At 63.2% G+C, this 19,850-nt stretch carries 13 protein-coding genes and 1 tRNA gene; 7 read left to right on the forward strand and 7 right to left on the reverse strand.

From position 1 onward, the window contains the following. Nucleotides 1-217 precede the first annotated feature (217 nt). Nucleotides 218-442, reverse strand: a complete 225-nt coding sequence (locus tag VNE62_03690; protein HVE91394.1) for a DUF2277 domain-containing protein — start codon at nucleotides 440-442, stop codon at nucleotides 218-220. A 125-nt stretch (nucleotides 443-567) separates the two neighbouring features. Here VNE62_03690 and VNE62_03695 point away from each other — a divergent pair, with 125 nt between their 5' ends. Then, nucleotides 568-1,461 (forward strand): thermonuclease family protein, encoded by an 894-nt coding sequence (locus tag VNE62_03695; protein ID HVE91395.1) that lies wholly within the window; start codon nucleotides 568-570, stop codon nucleotides 1,459-1,461. Between the two features lie 1,092 nt (nucleotides 1,462-2,553). Here VNE62_03695 and VNE62_03700 read toward each other — a convergent pair. Together VNE62_03700 and VNE62_03705 are read right to left on the reverse strand one after the other, a co-directional pair. Further along, nucleotides 2,554-2,802, reverse strand: coding sequence for a hypothetical protein (locus VNE62_03700; GenBank protein ID HVE91396.1), 249 nt, complete (start codon nucleotides 2,800-2,802; stop codon nucleotides 2,554-2,556). 250 nt (nucleotides 2,803-3,052) lie between these two features. Next, nucleotides 3,053-3,196: a hypothetical protein gene (locus VNE62_03705; protein ID HVE91397.1), complete on the reverse strand. Its 144-nt coding sequence runs from the start codon at nucleotides 3,194-3,196 to the stop codon at nucleotides 3,053-3,055. A 542-nt stretch (nucleotides 3,197-3,738) separates the two neighbouring features. Here VNE62_03705 and VNE62_03710 point away from each other — a divergent pair. The 3 genes from VNE62_03710 to VNE62_03720 all read left to right on the forward strand — a co-directional run bounded on the left by VNE62_03710 (nucleotide 3,739) and on the right by VNE62_03720 (nucleotide 5,773). After that, entirely contained in the window at nucleotides 3,739-4,962 is a 1,224-nt protein-coding gene (locus tag VNE62_03710) for a Fic family protein (protein ID HVE91398.1), read from the forward strand. A gap of 53 nt (nucleotides 4,963-5,015) precedes the next feature. After that, nucleotides 5,016-5,088, forward strand: a tRNA-Ala gene (locus VNE62_03715). Nucleotides 5,089-5,566: 478 nt separating this feature from the next. Continuing rightward, nucleotides 5,567-5,773 (forward strand): hypothetical protein, encoded by a 207-nt coding sequence (locus tag VNE62_03720; GenBank protein HVE91399.1) that lies wholly within the window; start codon nucleotides 5,567-5,569, stop codon nucleotides 5,771-5,773. Between the two features lie 847 nt (nucleotides 5,774-6,620). Here VNE62_03720 and VNE62_03725 read toward each other — a convergent pair. The 3 genes from VNE62_03725 to VNE62_03735 form a co-directional block, all read right to left on the reverse strand. Beyond that, nucleotides 6,621-8,909: a matrixin family metalloprotease gene (locus tag VNE62_03725; protein HVE91400.1), complete on the reverse strand. Its 2,289-nt coding sequence runs from the start codon at nucleotides 8,907-8,909 to the stop codon at nucleotides 6,621-6,623. Nucleotides 8,910-9,043: 134 nt separating this feature from the next. Then, nucleotides 9,044-9,736, reverse strand: coding sequence for a zinc ribbon domain-containing protein (locus tag VNE62_03730; GenBank protein ID HVE91401.1), 693 nt, complete (start codon nucleotides 9,734-9,736; stop codon nucleotides 9,044-9,046). Between the two features lie 332 nt (nucleotides 9,737-10,068). Next, nucleotides 10,069-12,192, reverse strand: a complete 2,124-nt coding sequence (locus VNE62_03735) for a DUF6602 domain-containing protein (GenBank protein HVE91402.1) — start codon at nucleotides 12,190-12,192, stop codon at nucleotides 10,069-10,071. Nucleotides 12,193-12,795: 603 nt separating this feature from the next. Between VNE62_03735 and VNE62_03740 the strand changes: the two genes are divergently transcribed. Further along, nucleotides 12,796-14,286, forward strand: a complete 1,491-nt coding sequence (locus tag VNE62_03740; protein ID HVE91403.1) for a calcium-binding protein — start codon at nucleotides 12,796-12,798, stop codon at nucleotides 14,284-14,286. 659 nt (nucleotides 14,287-14,945) lie between these two features. On the opposite strand, the gene VNE62_03745 is transcribed toward VNE62_03740, so the two are convergent. Further along, nucleotides 14,946-15,875, reverse strand: coding sequence for a hypothetical protein (locus tag VNE62_03745; GenBank protein ID HVE91404.1), 930 nt, complete (start codon nucleotides 15,873-15,875; stop codon nucleotides 14,946-14,948). Between the two features lie 2,341 nt (nucleotides 15,876-18,216). On the opposite strand from VNE62_03745, the gene VNE62_03750 reads away from it, so the two are divergent. Beyond that, nucleotides 18,217-18,447 (forward strand): hypothetical protein, encoded by a 231-nt coding sequence (locus tag VNE62_03750; protein HVE91405.1) that lies wholly within the window; start codon nucleotides 18,217-18,219, stop codon nucleotides 18,445-18,447. 1 nt (nucleotide 18,448) lies between these two features. After that, nucleotides 18,449-19,486 carry a S8 family serine peptidase gene (locus VNE62_03755; GenBank protein ID HVE91406.1) on the forward strand — a complete coding sequence of 346 codons (1,038 nt, stop codon included), beginning with the start codon at nucleotides 18,449-18,451 and terminating at the stop codon, nucleotides 19,484-19,486. Nucleotides 19,487-19,850: the final 364 nt, after the last annotated feature.

Genomic DNA, 19,850 nt, shown 5'->3' on the forward strand with positions numbered 1-19,850 from the left:
CGCTACCACTTCGCCCGCGCGAACCAGGACCGCGCCCACCGGCACATCGCCATGGCCGGGAGCCGTCAGCGCCTCCTGGAGTGCCAGCCGCATGAAGCCGTCGTCCGAGCCTGGGCCCGTCATGGCGCGGCAGCAGGCGGGTGGCAGGTTTGGAAACCCGGGAGCCGGGGATGACTCCGATCAGGAGACTGCCGGTAAGGTTTTGCGAAGGCGCCGCTCAGAGCGGCGCCTTCTGCTTTGCGGAGGTTTTGGAGGCAAGCTCGTCGAGCAGTCGCGTCGTGGATCCCGCAATCTCGTCCACAGAGCGCTCGAACGCCTCCCGGTTCGCCTTCGACGGCTCGCGGTAGCCGCTCACCTTCCTGACGAACTGTCTCGCCGCGGCGCGCACCTCCTCGTCGGCCACGGTCTCCTGCGTGCGCAGCGTCTTGATGCTCCGGCACATTCCAACCTCCCGAGGTCGAAGTCGAGCGACGGCAGCCTGTCGGGCCCCGGAGGAAAATCGTCCCTCCCGGCGAAATCATCCCTCAGCGGCGGCACGGCTGCCGCCTTCCCCCACCACGAGGACCCATGGCCAGGACAGCGCGGCCCTCACCCGCCCGCACCGCAGGCGTCTTTCTGACCGGGTTGGCTCTGCTCATGACGGGCTGCCAGGCGGGAGCGACTGACACCGGCTCCACGACAAGTCCTTCCCCGGCTCCCCGGATCACCAGCATTCCGGAGCCGACACCACGTCCCACCCCGTCACCGGAGTTCGAAACGGAGCAGGTGACGGTCCGCCGCGTGGTGGACGGTGACACGGTGGAGGTGGAGATGGCAGACGGCCGGACCGAGAAGGTCCGCCTCATAGGAGTGGACACCCCCGAGAGCACCACGAGACACGAGCGGTACGGGTCGGAGGCGTCGGCTTACACGTCCAAGGAGCTGTCGGATCGCGACGTGTGGCTGGAAACGGACGCGGGCGAGCGGGACCGCTACAGCCGCCTTCTGGCTTATGTCTGGCTGGTCCGTCCCTTGACGGGTTCGGACGGCGAGGTGCGCGAGAACATGTTCAACGCCCGGCTGTTGCTGGACGGGTTCGCACAGGTGATGACAGTGCCGCCGAACGTCAAGTACGCGGAGCTGTTCGTACTCCTGCAGTCGGAGGCGCGCGAAGCGCGAACCGGCCTGTGGGGGCTGGACCCCGAGGAGGCCCCGGCGCCGGCGCGCAGGACGGTGGGGGCCGCGACGACCCCTCGGCTCCGCGCCGCGACGACCCCTCGGTTGACGATCGCCCCCAGGCGGACGACGGCCCCACCTCGCCAGCAGGGGTCGGGATGTCACCCGTCGTACCCGGACTTCTGCATACCACCGCCCCCGCCCGACCTTGATTGCAAACACGTGTCAGGGAGCAACTTCACGGTCCAGGGGGAAGACCCGCACGGCTTCGATGGAGACGACGACGGCGTAGGTTGCGAAGGCTGAGCGGGGCTCCGGCCGGCGCTACCACCCAGGAATAGCTAAATCCTCGTGATCGGCTCCGTTAGCTTCTGGCGCGCCCGAAGGGACTCGAACCCCTAGCCTTCTGATCCGTAGTCCCCCGCTGCTCATTCGTGTAGGTGCGGCTTGTTCCATATTGGCCAGGTAGAGAAGCCGAAGTGGGCAGGGGTCATCCGGCTGAGTCGCCTTCGGGTGATCTATTCCCTCGCAGTTTAGTGACAAGAACCGTGACAAGCTCGCGCCGCTGTCTGGCCGGATTGCAGGCCCCCACCGGACCCCACTGGGACCGTACCCAGTGGTGGGAGAACAAAGCGGGCCGAGCGGCACTACCGCACCGACACGCTGAGCCTCCTGTCACTCCTGCGCAAATTATGTGTCAGGTTTGAGGGTTCGCGCGTTGGTTTGGGTGGAAGCACTCACCGCCGCGCTTACTGGGGGACCCTTGAAGAAGAACTACCTGCGTCTGCTCGCGTTCGTCGTATCTACAGCAGTGGCTTCGACTGTTCCGGCCTGGAATCTCCGGTTTTGGGGGCATGTTAGCGCTGAAGGCACTCCCAACTAGAAGTAGATGGCCCGACTGGCGCCGATGAGGTCGCTACACTAGCGGCCTCGTCGGCTTTGGACCAGAGATGCCTCATCCTCCAGGCCCGATCCTGGCCTCACTCGACGCACGGACAGTCTGGGCCTTAGCAAGCCCACGGGACTGCCGCCTATCGAGTGGGAAGAGTTTCTACGTTTGGCAGCCCCGCCGAGGGAGACCTAAACGCAAAATTCAGTGAGACAGGTGCCTGGTTCACCATCGTCTCCTCGTTCGGACCAGCAACTTTTACGTGGAGCCGACCCCATGGAAGACCACCGAGACAACGGCGGCTCGGCTCGTGACGCTGAGCTTGAGGACCCTGGGAGGAAGGCGCATGGATGCAACGCCCGGGCGGTTTCAGTGCTACGCGTCGGGGGCGATGAAACATCTCGGCCATGGATCATGAACGCGTCGAGGTTCGGCGCCGCGCGGGACCGCAGGGAGAGGTGGGTGCGCGACCAGCTGGTGCGGGTGAGGCCTCGATGAGTGGTCTAGGCCTACTCCCCCGGCAGTATGAATGGCTCATAACGCTGGTCGAAGATCTCCTTGTCCTCGATGGCAAGCGTCATAGCAGCCCGATTCATCGTGACGGTGAACTGGTCAAAGAAACCCCGTTGGCCGAGCACTATCGCCCACGGCGGCTCCCACTGGTCAAAGAAGCCAACCGGAGCGTCCCACACGATTGACTCTGCAGGATCCTGGCCCCCGTGTCGGATCACCCGCAGTGTGACGTCAGCGAAGCGCACTAGCCGAGGCTTGCCGCCGATCCCGATCTGCAACTCATAAGTCGGCTCGACGCCGATTGTTTGAGGAACCCACGGCCCCGCCAGCGTATGCTCAGACCCCGAGTCAACCAAGGCGTAGACGTACGGGGTCGAGCCGGCTGGTCCGGCTAGGCTCGTCCTGACTGAGGGCCGCCTGACTTCGGAAAACTGGTCCGGAGACTCCTCCACGCCTATGTAGGGAAAGAGCCAAGGAGAGGTGGGCTCCGCCACGTCAGCCGAGTCCGACTAGAAGCGGCTCCCCTAGGCCAGGTGCTCGGACGATCGTGATCCCCGAGGTGGGCTCGCGGGAATGGACATCAATGTCGTGCCGCGAGTGCAGGTCCATGATCAGGGCGTAAGGAGTGTCAGCCGCCATGATTACCTGGCCGTCCTTAAGAGCGACCCATTTTCCTGGGTAGAGGCGTAGCTCTTCGCTCACGTCAATCGAACGCAAGCCAACTCTCCCTCGGCTCCTGGATCTTCGGATCAGAGTCCACCATCGTCTCACGTTCACAGGGGCCTCCGCTCTCCCGCGTCCACTGCGGTACGCTACGCCCCGTTGGTGACAAACGTAAAGGAAGTAAAGAAAGTTTGGATGCAGCCTCCCCACGGGCCAAGACCCATTTCCCCCAAAGGCCAGGTCAACCTGCCGGCAGAGGTGCTGAAAGCCTGTGGCCTGACTGCCGGGGATCAGGTGTACCTATTGGCGCACGACGACCCTCCTGGCAGTGTTCTGATCGTGCCTATAGAGACGGCAGTCAGGTGGTTTGAGCAGGGGAAACAAGCCTCCGGGACTTCTGAACCAAGGGCCTAGCTGCTTCTTCCCTAGGAGAGCAGCTTCTGGAAGCTGCTGCGGGTTCGTCCGAACCGGCCCCCTGTCCACTGAGCGACGCGATAAATGATGTTTGCCACCGTTCCGTGTGGGTAATAGTATTATTCCGTCCAGAGGGAAGGAATCATAGAATCATAACCGGAGACGAACACGTGATCTACCAGATGCCCTCAGTGCGTGCAGAGGAGCAGGCAGCACTCGCACGGATCAATAAGGTCCACCGGCAACTTCGGTCGTATGTGTCGCAGCCGCGGCGGTGGCTAGGACTGGTCCGCCGCGTGCTGTCGGCTCGAGCCATTCAGGGGTCCAACAGCATCGAGGGGTACAACGTGTCGGTTGAGGATGCCGTGGCTGCCATCGAAGGGGATCAGCCTTCTGAGGCAGAGCGGGAGGACTGGGAGGCAGTCCTGGGTTACAGGCGCGCGATGACTTACGTGCTCCAGATGGAGTCGGACCCCCACTTCCGCCTGACGCCGGAACTGCTACGAAGCCTCCACTACATGATGACGGAGTACTCCCTCCCGGCAGGCCCCGGTCTGTGGAGGAACCAGCACGTCTGGGTGCGGAACTCAGCAACTGGAGACGTGGTGTACGAGGCCCCAAACGCCAGCCAGGTACCCCGGCTGATTGACGATCTGATCGCGCAGCTGACGGACCCTACTGAGATCCCCGCGATTATCCGGGGTGCGATGGCCCACCTGAACCTGGTGATGATTCACCCCTTCCGTGACGGCAATGGCCGCATGGCCAGGTGCCTGCAGACGCTGGTGCTCGCTCGGGAGGGTCTGCTGGCGCAGGAGTTCTCGAGCATCGAGGAGTACCTCGGAAGGAACACAGAGGAGTACTACAGGGTGCTCGGAGAGGTAGGACAGGGCCGTTGGAACCCTCAGAACGATGCTCGACTCTGGATCCGCTTCTGCCTCAAGGCTCACTTCGTCCAAGCCTCGAGCGTCCTGCGGAGAGTCCAGGAGTGGGAGGCCACGTGGCGCCGCGTCGAGGATCTGGTGGACAGTCACCGACTTCCCGAACGCGCCTTCGTGCCACTCTTCGACGCGGCCATGGGCTTGCGCGTCCGCAACTCCGGATACAGAGCCAGTCTCAAGATGATGGAAGGTGAAGAAATCTCCAATCAGGTGGCCTCCAACGACCTGAGAGCCATGGTGACTTCTGGCCTTCTTGAGCGGCGCGGAAAGAAGCGGGGCACCTATTACGTCTCTGGGCCTCCGCTCGTTCATGTCAGAAACGAGGTTCGAGCCGGTCGAGCGGGGACGATAGACACCTCCGACCTGTTCAAGACCGAGGCAGCCTAGAAGCGGGGAGGGAGCGTCCGAAAGGGTTCACGGCAGCTTCGACCGGTAAGGATGGCCGGGTAGCCGAGTGGCAAGGCAGTTGGATCCGCACTCCAACGTTCGTGGGTTCGAGTCCCACCCCGGCCTCACTCAGAAATCGGTAACGAATTGGGTCGTATTGACAAGTCGCGCGGTTCGGATGACAATTCCTCTGCGGATCCAACTGCCGTGGAGCCCATAGCGACCCCACGGAAGATGTCAAGAGGGGTGACTTTCAGTCACCCCTCTTGCTTTGACGGCACCCAGTTCGCCAGGGTCCTGTCACTTCCCCACCGGAGGCTCCTGTGCCCATGCCCTACTCATCCGGACGCGGCCGGGATCCCCAGCGCGACCAGGAGGCCCTCTTCGTCTGCAGCTAGTGACGACCGGCCTGCCGCCGATGGGCGGATCATAGAGCTGGCAGCTCCAGGACCTTCGTGCGACTGGGGCGGGGAGTTCATGGGCTCGATCTAGGGTCACTTTCACCAACGCGGCCGAGGCCGGCTCGTGACCACGGATCCCCGCTTTCAGGACCCCCGCCGCTTCCCCTTGCGCGCTGAAGGTCCGCTCGGCCCCCTACGGCTGGGTGACGCTCCAGCTCCTGCGGATGCAGGTCGGAAACATCGCCAGCTTCGAGTACGAGACGGAGCAGGTCTACCTGTGCCGGGCCCACAGAAAACCCCCAGACGAGAAGACACTTCCGGCGCCAGCACCTATCCCGGCGACCAGTCGTTTGTCCGTGGCCGAGAACACGGCAACCGCCAGCATGATCGCGGAGCTCGAGCTGAGCTAGAGACCGAAGCCCTCTATGCGGAAGGAAGCATCCGCGGCTGCGTACGTCTTTCCGCCTGGCCTGGTCAACCTGATTTCGAACACGTAACTGCCAGGGTCTGAGTTCGTTCGGCCGGAGTCGCACCTCCGCTGGTCCCAGGATGCCGTCAGCTTCAGTTCCTCGCCCGATCGCCAGATTGATCCCGGCTCAGTATCCGCCGCAGTAACCCTGTCACACAGGGACTCTCCGGAGGAGTCCTTCCACGCCTCCCGGTGCCCGTCAGGCAACTCGCAGTCGCGCCCACTTCTATTCATGAATCGTGCTGTTACCGTGACCTCTTCGCCTTGCCTGAAAGAGTCCTTATCTGCGTGCGCCAGTGCTTCAATAGCCGAAGCGTCGCAAGGGGCGCCTGATGTCAAGGCTGGTGCGCTCGGGGAAACTGGCATGGCCGTCTCCTTTGCGGCCCGGCCGTCGGCGATCCTTGGAACAGCGGGCCCAGTGATCCCCTCGGTGGCCAGGCTGTCGGCAGCTGGCGCACTCGGTGGCTGCGACAGCGACCCAGGCTCTTTATCTGTCGCCGCTTCAGATCTGACATTCGACGAGGCGAGAGACTTGCTGATCGTGGCACGGTTGCGCTCCCCCCCGCTCGCCAGTGCCAACAGCCCGGACGCGAGGATGCCGATAGCCAGGCATCCCGCAACAAGTGCGGGGGTCCTCCGGCGTCGCCTGGGGGCACTTCCCTTGGCAGCGGTGACAGGGGCGCCATTGGCTTCCATCATCCTTGAATCACTCATCAATGACCCTCCCTAAGCCGGAACAGGACCAACGCCCAAACGGAACCTATGTCCTCCGTGCCTCCCAAGCAAAGTCAGGATCCACTGTTCCGAGAAGTACTGACCTCCGGAAATCCGCACGATCGAAGCTCCGCCCCCACCGAGTAATTGACAGACTCGCCGGCCAGGAACGGGAGGACGTCCGCCGAATCGAACCCGTGAGCCTGAAACGTACATTCGTCGGCGATCGGCCGTTTGGAGAATGTGTCGCCGGTCTGCTGAATCACGTACTTCTGGGTGCCGCTGACGACAAGACTGCCCTCGGCCCGGAATACTCCAGGGCCACGCGGGTATAGGCTCAACTCTGCCGCAGTCACCTCGACGATGTTGTTCCAGTTGAACCCCCACGACTCGTATGCTTGCCCACTCATAATGGGCCGTGCTACTCCGCCGCTTATGAGGTAGACCATTGAATCATCGCTGGTTTTGATCAGCTGGCCGTCGGGGCGCTGGCGTGAACTACACAGCGCGGCCGTGACCTGAAGCCCTTCAACATAGGCTGCTGATTCTATGTGCGGGTCTGACCTCACCCACGCATCCTTGAAGCCACAACTCGAATAGTCTGCAGGGCCGGGAATGTACCTGCGCACCCAGCTCGCGGTCGGCCATTCTCCGACCTGATCCACGACGTAGATCTTGCCCGTCGATGGGCTCGAGATCAAAGAGCCCTCGCGATAGTGAATGACTTGACCCGCCGGAAGCGCATCATAGCCCGAGTTGTGAACCCTCTTGATTCGATCCCATCTCATCCCGGTGTTGGTGCCATCAATCCATCGGGAACTGTACGAATCAAGCACCTGCGGGCTAGCAATGGCGTTCTTCGTCCCGCCGTGCACCGCGAAGGCCGCACCCGCAGGGTCCGCGACCAGAAGCTGTCCATTGGTACTCTGCTTAGCGCAAGGGCCGAGGGTCCCAGATCCGATGACTGGATGCGGCCCGTCAGGAATATTGATCGCATAGACAGTAACTGTGTGGGGCCGGTAGTCGCTCCACAAGATGGGAACCTGCCAGACGTACCCGTGGTCGCCAGGAACGCCTTCCGGTCCATTGACGTCGTTAATGTCGGGCCTCGCGATGCGAGCAGGACCAATATCATAGCCAACTCCGTCCACGTAGATGTGGACGGAAATTGAGTGAATCGGTTGGTCTGGATCGTATGTCCATCCCGCAATTGTGTTGCAATTCATTGAGTCTACAGAGCCGCGCGGGCTGTGGTTGGTATATAAGGCACGGACTCCGGCGACGTCACCATTCAATAGTGAACGCCGGAGTTGCCCAGCTGAGAGGCAGCCTTGCGTCATAACTGAGGCACTGCACGACGTGGGTGGGTGGTGTAGCCCCAGCGCGTGCCCAGCTTCATGCAGCATGACCGATTCAAGATCAATCCTACCCTGCTGTCCGGTGGTGCTCCACGAGTATCCATCGTTGATCCATATATCGAACCCGCTAAAATGGCCCCCGCTACCGTGGGACTGGGCACAAGCGTAGTAATTGGTACTTACGCCGCACGTGGACGAGGCAGCGAACCATACGGTGTTGAGCCCGTCGTTGAACGAGGTTTGCCCCGCAGCCGTTCCCCGGTAGTCGAAGTCCATGTATGACGCGGGATCGTTTTCCCAAGTCTGGAAAGCCGCCTGGATAGCTGACCTCACAGAATCGCCGGACAGCCCGTCGTTGTTGCCGTGGTCGATGTAGTAAGTAGCGGGCAGCGATGTGACCTGCCACTTCAGCCCCGTGAAGCAATAGTCGGTCGAGGGGCAGCCGGGCGAAACCGTGTCATAGCTCTCAGCGAGCTCCACTCCGTCCCCGGATCCTCCCGTGCCTTCGCCAGAGACCGAGGAGGGGTCGTCCTGCTTGCCCTCATCCAGTCCCCGGACGTAGAAGTCTTCGCGACCGATCCGTTCGAGAAAAAGGCGTGAGCGCTGGCCGCTCCTAAAAATGGGTGAGTGCTCCGTATGAGTCATCCGAACCTCCCCATTTTCATCTGGGGCAGTACCTTGATCTGTGTGAATGTTGATCGTCCCAGAAATCCCGCCGCGAATACTTTCCTCGACTACGAATCGAGTGACAGAGGTGACCTTGCCCTCCTGTCCAGACCATTCGGAACTGGTAGAGCCAGCCACCCCGGTGACAACGAAAGGCGCAGCAGCGATGTCAATGATCGGGCCGCGCGGTGGGTCAGGGTAGCGGGAGGGGGGAAGGTTCTGGACGCTGTGATCCGCCGGTTGCTGGAGCAGCGTCGCTGGCTGCGCCGAGACCGGCGGATGAGGGACTAACGTGGCAGTGATAAGTAGCAGCCCGACCGACAGCAGCGCCGTTTTCACCGATTCCCCCTGACCGATAATAGGGCCTATAAGCGCTCGACCGGCGGCGTACAGAAACCACGCTTCCCACCGGAGCCCTATTGGCCGGACCCACCTGGCTTTGGGTGCTCAGGTCTGGTCCCGGCCCCCGTGATCTAGGACTTCGACGGTGGTTTCCCAAATCCTCCTAGATCTACCGGAGGAGTTCTCGGCAATGGCAGGCTCGTCTCTTGGACACTCGAGAGTGTTGCGATGGTTCGCTCAAGGAGTCCCTGCAAGGGCGACCACCCCTTGGATGAGGCGTGGCCCGGCGCGGCCTCGACGGTGGCCACACGCTGCTTCGGGTCGAAGGTCAGGGTGATCCCGAGTTCCGCGTACAGGTCCCTTTTCGCGGCTGCGGACCCGGTCCGCAGGGCCTTGCGAACGTCGATCGACCGCACCAGCTGCTCGAGCTCCTCCCGCGACAGCTTGCCGTGGCCGCCGGCCTGGGCCAGGAGCTCAGCCCCCAAACGCTCACCCTGAACCTCAGCGATCCAGCCGGCGACAAGGGCCGGGTCCGCATCGGCCTCCAGCGCAGAGCGGAGCTTTGCGATCCGGTGGTCGCAGTCGCGCAGCTCGGCGAGGATCAGGCTCTCCCCCACCGCAACCGACCGCGGGTGATCCAGCTCCGCCTTCATCGCGTATTCCGCCGGAAAGCGGCACCGGTACAGCTTCCGCTCCCGGTTCATCTGGGCCCCCATGCGCCGGCCGCACAGCCCGCAGTGGACGAGTCCGCTCCGGACGTATGTCTGCTTCGCGCGGCCGACTTTGGCCTGAAGCCGGCGCAGCGCTCGATCTCCTCGAGCCATCCGGCCCGAACTCGAGAAGGCCCTGCGAGACGACGGCGAAGTCGCTGACTCGCTGTACCGGCTCAGCGTTGAGGCGTCGTGCTTTGTCCCGCTGTGGAACCAGCACCGGCTGGTTGAAGCTGCGGATCTGCTGCCGGAGCTCCAGGAGCTGGTCGACAAGGAACGTCTCCTTAGTAACCCCATCTGAGGTGCGGGGCAAGAGTTGCCCGATGGCCTGCGCGGCTCGACCCCGAGTGGAATCCGACTCATCGCTGACCCACCCTCACGCCACTCGCATGTGCCGCCGCCCTCGACGCCGCACCCGTCGCGCGAAACACGTCAGCCCCTCCTGACTAGGGCCTTGACAGGTGGCTGATGTCAAGGCCCACTATGGGGCCTGCGTCTCCGGAGCCGAAATACTTGACGGGGCTGAAGTCGATCACGGGCGTCACCCGAAGAAGGTTCACGGTCTCGAAGGCGAGTTCAACCAGAGGCGGCCACGTCCGGTCGCCTTCCCACGCAACAAGGGCGTCGGCCGTCGCAGGCACAGCGCCGATTCCGCCCGTCTCCGAACGGTAGACATAGGTGAGCCGGTGGACATCCGCGTACATGTTGGGCCACAAGGCTCGAGGTCGGTCGCTGATGAAGCCGGCGATCGTCTCCCCGATCGAGTCGGTCGTCATCGACTCTTCGGTAACTACGGCGCCGAAGACCTGGAACTGGAACTCCTGCGGGTCCACCGGGTTCCCATACGGCAGGGTGTAGTTCTCGCCGCCTGCCGAGCGATCTAGCCTCTTGACCGACTCGAGGTTCTCAAGGGCCTGATGCAGGGTCGCGCGATCCCGGATGCTCGCCTTGACCTCGAATACAGCCGCTACGGACTCAGCGAGGAAGTGGTTCACGCCGCCAATGACTATGACGGGGTGATATGAGCGTCGATACACGACCACGTCCACTTGTCTACTGATCGACCCGGAGTGATCGATCACAAAGCCGGTCGATATGGCGAAGTCATCCGGGATCAGGCGTCGCAGGAACGCAGTCAGGACTTGCTCACGCGCGCGACCACTTTCTCCGGGGTGTGCGATTGCTTTGGTGAGGGCTAGTTCGTTCAGAACCTCACGGTTCATCGCCTCGACGACCTGCGGGACGATTCCAGGCACCGAGTTGTCTCCACCTAGGCTCTTGGGTCGTGCGCGGCGAACCCGCGCCTCGCCTGAGCTACGGTAGCGCTCGCGGCCGACGTCGGCGCCGCAAGCGCAGGAACGGGTTAGGGGCCGCAGCCCCCCGGCTGCTAATCCACGCTGAGCCGCTGGGCAGGCGGTTGCCTCTAGCGCTCCAGGCGGCCGGATGTCTTCAGCATCGATCCAGACCGCCCCCTCTGGCACGGAACCCACTTCGAAAATGGCAACCAGGATCCAAGGCTCAACAGGTGTCGACTCCGCGCACAAGCCGCGATACGCATCCTCGAACTTGGCGATTGAAGCTTCCATCTGCGCCGGCAACGTTGGAGGTGCTGCCCTACAAACGCGCCACGTCACTTGGTCATGTATCCACCAATCGGACCCCCCCTGCGCGAACAATCGCTTGACCAGGGTCAATCGGGCCGGAGGCGCCTCCGGCCAGGCCTCCTCATCGAGCGCCAGCACGGCCTGACGATATTCCGGCCAAAGGTCACGGAGCCTGCGAAGCTCATCCTCGATCGCGTGCGTAGCGAGCAACGTAGTCGGCGTTCGGATCGTAGCCAGCAGCTGAAGAAAGGCATCGATACCCCAAAGCAGCGCGGATGGGCACAACGACAGCGCTGGTCCTGTACGGCGCACGCTCTGACCCTCTATCTGCCGGGCGAGGCCGATGATCCCCCCGCTTGTCCCATGGATGACGCTGGACGCGATCCGATAGAACTCGTATTCCTCTGACAGCCCATGCTTCGCCGCCAGGTTGCGTAGGTTGTCGCCCGCCCAACGCGACCGGAAGCCCGAACCCCACCTCGCCAGCGCGTCCTCCGCCTGAGCGGCGACGGTACGCTCCAGCTCCTCGAGACGGTCACGCTCGATGGCAGCCGTTGTCGGCGGTAGCGCGTCGAGTTCTCGGCAGAGACGCGACAAAGCGTGGCTAGTCATTGCCTGATGTTGTTCGTACCGCGAAGCGCTTTCGACAGAAGAGACCACCTCTCGCGCATTGATGGCGTGCTCGATCAAGGCACGGGTGGAACGTAGAGCCGGCCTCCCTCTGCCCTGGCGACACTCCACGAAGAGGTCGACTAGATCATTTACGGCCTGCTGGACGATTCGCCCGACGGCCTGAGGACCCCCGTCGAATCCGTATTGGAGCGACATGAGCGACGGGAGCTGCTGACAAGTCGACCGCAGCAGGTCGTCGTAACGCGGGACACGTGCACGTATCTCGGCGGAAAAGTAGTCCGCTGCATCGAGTAGCGTCAGGTCACGATCACTGCGTCCGCTGTCTGATTCCATCCGGACTCCCACAAGGTCTGGCTAGCACGTGGGAGCTGAGCTGCCGCGGCGACATGCTCACGGTCGGCCTGCACAGCGTCACCCGGCCTGCCTAAAGAAGAGCTGGCTTGAGCAGCCGGATCTCCGAATCCACCGACAAGCCCGCAGGGCTGGTGGCCAACGCAATCCGCACCTCTTGGGCCTTACCCGGAGAGTCGGTCCGAGCTGGCCCGGCACCCTGCCTCATACCTTAGTTTCCCCGCCCGATGTGACACGCCCCCGCAGCCAGTCGGCGGCTACCGCCCGTAGAACTTCTCTGATTGGAGGGACCCGCGTAACCACCGGCCCGTGAACCTAACCCGAGGCCTACTACTAAGCACGCGCACCGAGGATCGTCCGGAGCGCGCCGCGCACACCGGCTGCGGTGGTCGTATGGATCGCTCTCTTGCGGGCAGCCATCTCGGTGTCCGACGTGTTGCTGGCCCCAGGCGTCGAAGTGACCGTCTCTGGCTCCCCCAGGCTGGGAGGATCAAGTTCTTCCGTGCCTGGACCAAGGCCGGCCCGCCTTCAGATGGCGTTTGGGCGCTGGAGGAACCTCGGCCCTGGTGGCGAACCCCTTCACCCATGGGTCCGGTCCTAGCACCGACAAGACGCATCGTCGCTCTGTGCCTGAGCGTAGCGGCTGCCGCGGTCCCTTCTCGAGCAACGGCGGAGCCGGGGCCGCACGCGACCACCACGCGCGCGTCGGCTCCCGACCCGGGGCAGCGGGCAGCGGCCATCGGGGACGACAGCTTCTCTCCGTCCATCTCGGCCGACGGCCAGCTGGTGGCCTTCGCGTCGTCCTCGGCTGACCTGGTGCCGGGGGACACGAACGGCGGCGTGGACATCTTCATCCACGACCGCCGAAGCGGCCTGACAGAACGTGTCTCTGTTGCGTCTTCCGGGGAACAGGCCGTCAACCGGTGGGGCTACTTCGTCCAGGCCCAGCCCTCCATCTCCAGTGACGGGCGCTTCGTTGCTTTCTCGTCGCAGGCGATGAACCTGGTCACCGGAGGGACCAGCGGCGAGAGCCAGATCTACGTCCGCGACCGGCTCCTGCGGACGACCGAGCTCGTGTCGCAGTCAAAGGTGGGCGGCGAACCCGACGACGGCAGCCACGGCCCATCGATCTCAGGTGATGGGAGGTTCGTGGCGTTCTCCTCTGACGCGACCGATCTCGTCGACGGAGACGACGAAGGCGAGGGCGACGTGTTCATCCGCAACAGGCAGACGGCACAGACGAGTCGAATCTCTATAGACCGCGTGGGACGAGGCGGGGACAACGACTCGTGGGCGCCCGCGATGTCCGCGGACGGCGCGGCCGTCGCATTCACAACCCTGGCGACAAACCTCAGGGATACGCCGACCGCGAAGCGGTACTCCGAGGTCGTCGTGGTGCACGACTTCCTGCGAGCGACTAACTCGCAGGCCTCAGTGGATGATTGCGCAGCGTGGGGTCAGGGAATTCACGCGGGCAAGCCCGCTGTCTCCCATGACGGCCGGCACGTCTCATATTCGAAGAACTGCAGCGCGTCGGACTGGCCGACCAACGTCTACATCTACGACCGTGACACGCAGGCGACGGAGCTGGTGTCCGTAGATGCCGACGGGTCCAGGCCCACCGAGTCGAGCCTAGATTCTGCCGTCTCCGGGGACGGCCGTTATGTCGCTTTCTGGTCCAGCTCCTCACGAATGGTTCGGCACGACAACAACGATCTGCAGGACGTGTTCGTCCGGGACAGGCACCTGGACACCACCTACCTTGCTTCGGTCTCGTCGACTGGAGACCAGGCACGAAGCCTTTGGGGAGGGGGAATCACCGGCGGAGAGGTGGCCATCTCCAGAGACGGGATGTCGGTCGCCTTCTCCACCTGGGCGGACGGCCTCACGACCGACGACTTCAACAACGCGTTCGACATCTATGTGCACCAGCGTTTCGGGAGCCCCTGCGGCGACTCGCCGTCTCCCGAAGGTCTCGTGTCCCGACCTGCTGACAGACTCGCCGCCAGGGCCGGCGACTACGAAGCGGACCTGGACCGCGCGAACTGTTCGGTCGTCATCGGGAACGGACTGTAGGGTTCAGCGGGGGCTGAACGTGCGCGCCATCACCCGGGAGGAACCAGCCCCAAACGTCGCCCACACCCTGATCCCCGACTGCCACACTGCCGCTGCGGTCCAACGCGGAGCTCTCGCCGTTCGGGTCAGTTAGGGGAGGGTCGTTCCGTCGACCACCCTCGCCCCCGGCACCGCGCGTTCGAGTTGAACCTGGGTCCGAACCAGCTCCTGTTCCCAGCAACGAACGCGAACGGATGGGCGGTCGCCTTGGGTTATGACGACAATCACCAAGTCGCCGCGAACCTCGGTGGTTACACTGGCCAGCCGTTCCTGTCCGCAGTCCCCCTTGCCCTGCGTGAGCCATACCTCAACTGTGCGTCCGTCGGTCGACAGATACGCCTCCAAGTACGACGTCTTCTGCACCCGAACCAGCCCGCGCTCTGGCTTCACCAGCCGCGGGAGTCCTGGATGACCCTCTTGCCTTGTCTGTCTGGCCTCCGTGAATACGGGCTCTTCCGACCGCAAAAACCGCTGACTACCCAGCCAAGCACCAGAGGCCAGAGCCGCTATGGCAGCGATCGCCACAATCCCACGCGTCTTCCGCAGCACCTGGCGGTGACGACGGCGGCTCGCACCGTGGACCGCCTCCAGCGATCCAGTGGATCCCTCATGCGCCCGGTTCAAATCAGGGTGACGTAATCCAGTGTTAGCTCCATCAGTTCTTGCACCGTCTGGATATGAGTAAAGCAGGAGTAGCCGATCTTTTCATACTTGCCAGCCATGATTCCTTCTGCCCAAATCTCGTCCTCTACGGCGTTTGTGACGTCATACACGGGACCGCCGCTATCACCTTCTATTGAGACGGAGTCATTGCACCACGCATTCTCGAGGTAGCCGCCGCCTGTGAGCTTGATGTCGCCGCCGACGACTTTGATCTGGCCACAGTTTGGTCCGGGATTCTTCCACCCTGACCAGCACGAGTCCGTGTTCCGGTCCAGATCGTCATAGGTGAACTGTCCGACGACTATTCTCAGCGTCTTTGGGCCCGTAACTACTTTCGGCTCGCCCTGTCCCAGGGGCCCGCTCGAGCCGGCTAGGGCAAATCTGCCCACGTCCCCCTTCACGACTCGATCCGCTGTCTCCTGAAACACCCAGCGATTCCGCCCCATCCACCCAACCTCGGTGGTCCCAATCGAGATCATCGTCTCGGGTCCAGAGCGGCCGCAATGACCGGCGGTGACACCCCAGTAACCCTTGTTAAACGAGTAGCCCGAAGTGCAGTTGCCGATCAGCGTGTCGTTCGCCGGGATGTTGTCCGCATCCAGATTCCTCCGAACAGACGCTTGAAGGCCGCCGTAATACGGTGGGTATTTAGTCCTGCTGTAAGTGATTGGCAACTGGCCGGTTGGGTCCTGCGCCATTTGCATCCCTCCAGCCAGCCCAGGTTCCTGCCTATACGTGACCTGAGCCTGGTCCACTCCGGACGACCCCACGGCAGAAACCATCTCCGGCCTAAGTGTGTCAACACTCACCACGACTCGATTGGTCTGAGAGTCTGGGGCGATGATGAAGTAAGCATCTGGGAATGAACTGTTGATGACGGACGTCACCGCCGCACGAGTAGCTCGGAGTTGGGCCCGTGAGTAAGTCACGCGAAAAGGCGCTGCGCGGGGGTCGCTAGACACTTCAGACCTAAACCTTGCCTCATCCGCGAGGTTCAGATCGACGATCCCGACCCGATAGACTCCTGGGACTGTCGCGCGGTCAATCCAGTACCCCCCGAACCGAGACTCCCCAAAGGTCGCTTTCACGCGCCGCACTAGCTCAGCCGATGGCATGAACAGATGCATCTGGTCCTGGGGTTCTTGATAGGAGAGGTCCTCCGACGTGTCGATGGTCTCCTGAGCCGTAGCGCTCGTGCTTGCCCCACCCACGCAGACAGCTGATACGAGAAGTAGCCAAACGACTAGCGCAGCAAATCGTCGCTTCGAGATCATGTGCCCCCCGCGTCTTGACGCCCCAGTGCTTGAGGTCATGGTAGTTGGCGCCGTCAACCTGAAAGAGGGAGGGGAGGAAGACGGCACCGAACCGTCGTCCGTCGACGTCGCGCGTGATGCAGAGAGGACGACCTCGTCTTGCAAGGGGACGACGGCCAGCTACGCCCCTGCTCATCGCCAGGGAGGGCTGTGGGAGCACCGGGAGCGCCGGGTATAGATCCGCCCACGCCCATACGCGTGACGGTCACCGGTCCGTCCTCACCGAGCGGGGGAAGTCCGGGCAACTCCTTCGGCAACCTCACGGCGCTGTGGGTGGGACTTCGGTCGACACGGGAGTAACGGAGCGTCGTGACCCTCGAGCCTCAGGCTCTAGCCCAACCCGAGCGACGTCACGCGGAGGGGTCAGCACTGAGTTGTGCGGCCTGCTCAAACTCGAGTTCATAGAACGGGTGCTCCTCCAAGTCAGACTTTGTATCCCCTGCCAGGCCGAGTCGACTGTAGAAGCCGACCGCAGATGCCGAAGCCTGCCACTGGAGCCACCGTATTCCTTCCCGCCGGCACCAATCAGCAACTGCCTCGAATATCTCGCGTCCCACACCCCTCCGCCGGTGAGACGGGATAACCGCTAAGTCATGAAGTCGAGCCACGATGTCGCCGGAACGCAGGTGTGGACCGAAGCTTTGAACCCACGCGTATCCCACCAAGGCCTCTCCCTGAAGGGCGACAAGCACCAATGACTCAGGGTCCGACACACGCTCCACGAAGCGACCCTCGATGCCGGCATCCGCGACTGATCCCACCTCACTGAGAAGCGGCCGAACCGTCGGCCAATCGGCCCGTGACGCCTGTCGAACGACTGTGTCTAGGTCTCGGCTCATTGGTCCGTCCAGCTCCGGTACAGAGGGACTGGCATAACCGCCGGTCCCGCTGGAGCGTACGCTCGGTCGTCCAAGAAGAGAACACCCCGGTGCCCCAGCGTCCTTACCCTTGAGCCGAGGCGCCCTCTAGGAACATAAGTTGACACTCGGATGGGCCAGTGTGCTTACCCCAGAGCTGCAGCGGTGCTCTAGGAACATAAGTTGACACTGGGGTGGTCAGCCGAATTCGATGGGTCGTCTCCCATGGGGTCAGGATTTTCGGTGGCCTTCCATGGGGTCCCCCAGGTCGCCCTCTACACCCTGATGCTGAAGCAGGTCCTGCAGAGCGAAAAACTCGCCCCCGCCCGGACGAGCTCGCGCCTCGGGGGCGTGTGACTGTTCGAGCACCCGGAACCTGAGTGGTTCGACATCTCGCGCGTGCGGGCACCGCTGGAGACGTTCCTGTCCCACCGGGAGCCGTAAGCAGCTGGTCGGCGACCCGGTCGTACAGCTGCGTGACGTGGCTGGCCAGCCACGTCTTCCATGGGGTCGGGATTTTCAGGGGTCTTCGGTTTTCGAGCGCTTCCTTCTCCGAGTGACTATCGGCTCTAAGCCTCGTAAGCCCTTGAACAGGCCCCGTGGAAAGGAGGCGCGTCCCCTTCTGTTGCCCAGGGCCGAACCCTGGCCCAATTGGTCAAAGCATCCGAACGGGCGTAGTGTCGCGCCGTGACTCCTTCTGGGGGTCCCGGGGCCAGACGCTGGGGAGCAGGAAAGGGGGGCCGAACCGGGAATCTAGTGTCGTGCGCCCTGCCCACCGATGGTAACGGAGGTGCGGGTTGATTCGAAGAGCGGTCGTAGTCGTGGGGCTGTTTGTAGGCATCTTGATGGCAACGGGGGGAACTGCTTTCGCTGACCACGGGGGTCCCCTCTGCCACATCACAGAACCACCGCTGTGCGTACCACCTCTCCCCAGCTACCAGGGGGGAATCGGGGGGAATTACTTCAGGTACGAAACCGGACCTATCAACCCGGTCACCGTTCCTGGAGGGAACTTGAACCCGATCGTCTGCCCCGTCTCACCCGGGTCATGCTACGGGGTGAAGACTACCGGTGACTCGACCGTGGGCCTTCAGGACGATGGTGTGGCCATCACGGGTCAAGAGCCCTACGTCTACATCAATGCCGACCTGAACGACCCCACTTCGTTGCCGAACTACTTTGAGGTCGGGCTAGGGGCAGTCCAGTACCACGGCGGCAATCCTCCGACGACTCGCTTCTCTCCCACCGACGTCAGGCCCTGCACGGGGCAGCCGGCGGGAAGCTGCTGAGATGTCCAAGCGGAGGCAGGCGCGGATCGCGGCTCTCGCTGCGCTGATCGTGATGGGCGCGACAGTCGCGCCGTCCGCGTCCGCCTACGCACCCAACGATCCCAGGTGGCAGTACCAGAACAGCCTCAGGGTGGCGGGAGTTCCCGAGGCCTGGAACCGCTCGACCGGGTCCGGGATCGTTCTGGCGATGATCGCGCTGGCGGGGGTAGACCGTCAGCACGAGGACCTACGCAACCAGCTCGTGCCCGGATATGACTTCCTGAATCCGGGGGCGGAGCCCCCCCCCGGCGGACACGACACGGCCGCCGCCGGAGTGGCCGTCGCCGAGCGCAACAACGGAGTCGGCATCGCTGGTGTGGCCCCAGGAGCAAGACTCATGCCGATCAGGATTGGGCCCGGCTGGCACGACTCCCTCCGGTTGGCAGTGGATCGCGGAGCCAAGGTCATCTTCTATGAGGTGGAGGACATCCTCTGGCCCGACGACTTCGTCGGCCTTACTTCGCACCCCATCCCATACGAAAAGGCGATGGAAGAGGCACTTACCTACGCCTGGTCGCGGGGTGCGGTCGTCATCGGGGCTGCCGGAAACGAAGGGCGCCCCTACTGTTCCAACCCCTCTGCTTATGATCGGGTTCTTTGTGTCGGTGCCACCGACGATGAGTTCCCAGACCAGCGGGCCCTCCGATCCAACTGGGGGTTTGGGCTGGACCTGGCCGCACATTCGCGGCACCAGGCCACCGACTGGAATTCCGGCGAACCCGACAACCACAGTGCCTATGGCCCGTTCAACGGGACCTCCGGCGCAGCAGCGTTCGCTGCCGGCGTTGCAGCCCTTTTGATGGGTGCTGGAGCTTCCAACGAAGAGGTGGTCCGGGTGCTTCAGTGCACAGCCGACGATCTGGGCCCCGAGGGTCCCGACCTCATCTACGGACACGGCCGTATCCACGCGGGTCGCGCGATGGCAGCCCTCGGCTCGGGCATTACGTGCCCCTCGCCACCAGCGACTGTTCTCGATCTCGTGAGGGGGAACCGGCCCTAGTGGTGTGAGAAGAGGAGTGGTCGACGGCACTTGCCCCTCCTCCAGCCGCCCTCAAGTGCGTCGCCCAACGGGAGCGCTCCCAGATAAGTGCTCTCTTGGGTCCGCTCCGAGCTCAGTTCGCGAGCTGTGCAGCTTCCTGGAAGGTGAGGGCGGTTAATTCAAGATCGTCGGGGTGCCGACTGGCTACGCAGGTTCGGATGGCACCTGCGACGGGAATACCGATGGGCGGCAACCTGGACATGATTCGAACGGCGGTGGGATGGGCCTGCCCCAACTTCGCCGGGCGGCAGTTCTCCCCCTGCCGCTTCACTCCCGCGCCGGTGCCTTCGACATTGGTTCCACGGTCGCAGGGGCGTCACGATGT

The organism is Actinomycetota bacterium, from assembly GCA_035536535.1.
GTDB lineage: Bacteria > Actinomycetota > JAICYB01 > JAICYB01 > JAICYB01 > DATLNZ01.

Excerpts from the sequence above, each read along its gene's own strand:
- VNE62_03690 (HVE91394.1), bottom strand. The coding sequence starts at position 442 with ATGTGCCGGAGCATCAAGACGCTGCGCACGCAGGAGACCGTGGCCGAC.
- VNE62_03695 (HVE91395.1), top strand. The coding sequence starts at position 568 with ATGGCCAGGACAGCGCGGCCCTCACCCGCCCGCACCGCAGGCGTCTTT.
- VNE62_03705 (HVE91397.1), bottom strand. The coding sequence starts at position 3,196 with ATGGCGGCTGACACTCCTTACGCCCTGATCATGGACCTGCACTCGCGG.
- VNE62_03730 (HVE91401.1), bottom strand. The coding sequence starts at position 9,736 with ATGGCTCGAGGAGATCGAGCGCTGCGCCGGCTTCAGGCCAAAGTCGGC.
- VNE62_03735 (HVE91402.1), bottom strand. The coding sequence starts at position 12,192 with ATGGAATCAGACAGCGGACGCAGTGATCGTGACCTGACGCTACTCGAT.
- VNE62_03740 (HVE91403.1), top strand. The coding sequence starts at position 12,796 with ATGGGTCCGGTCCTAGCACCGACAAGACGCATCGTCGCTCTGTGCCTG.
- VNE62_03755 (HVE91406.1), top strand. The coding sequence starts at position 18,449 with ATGTCCAAGCGGAGGCAGGCGCGGATCGCGGCTCTCGCTGCGCTGATC.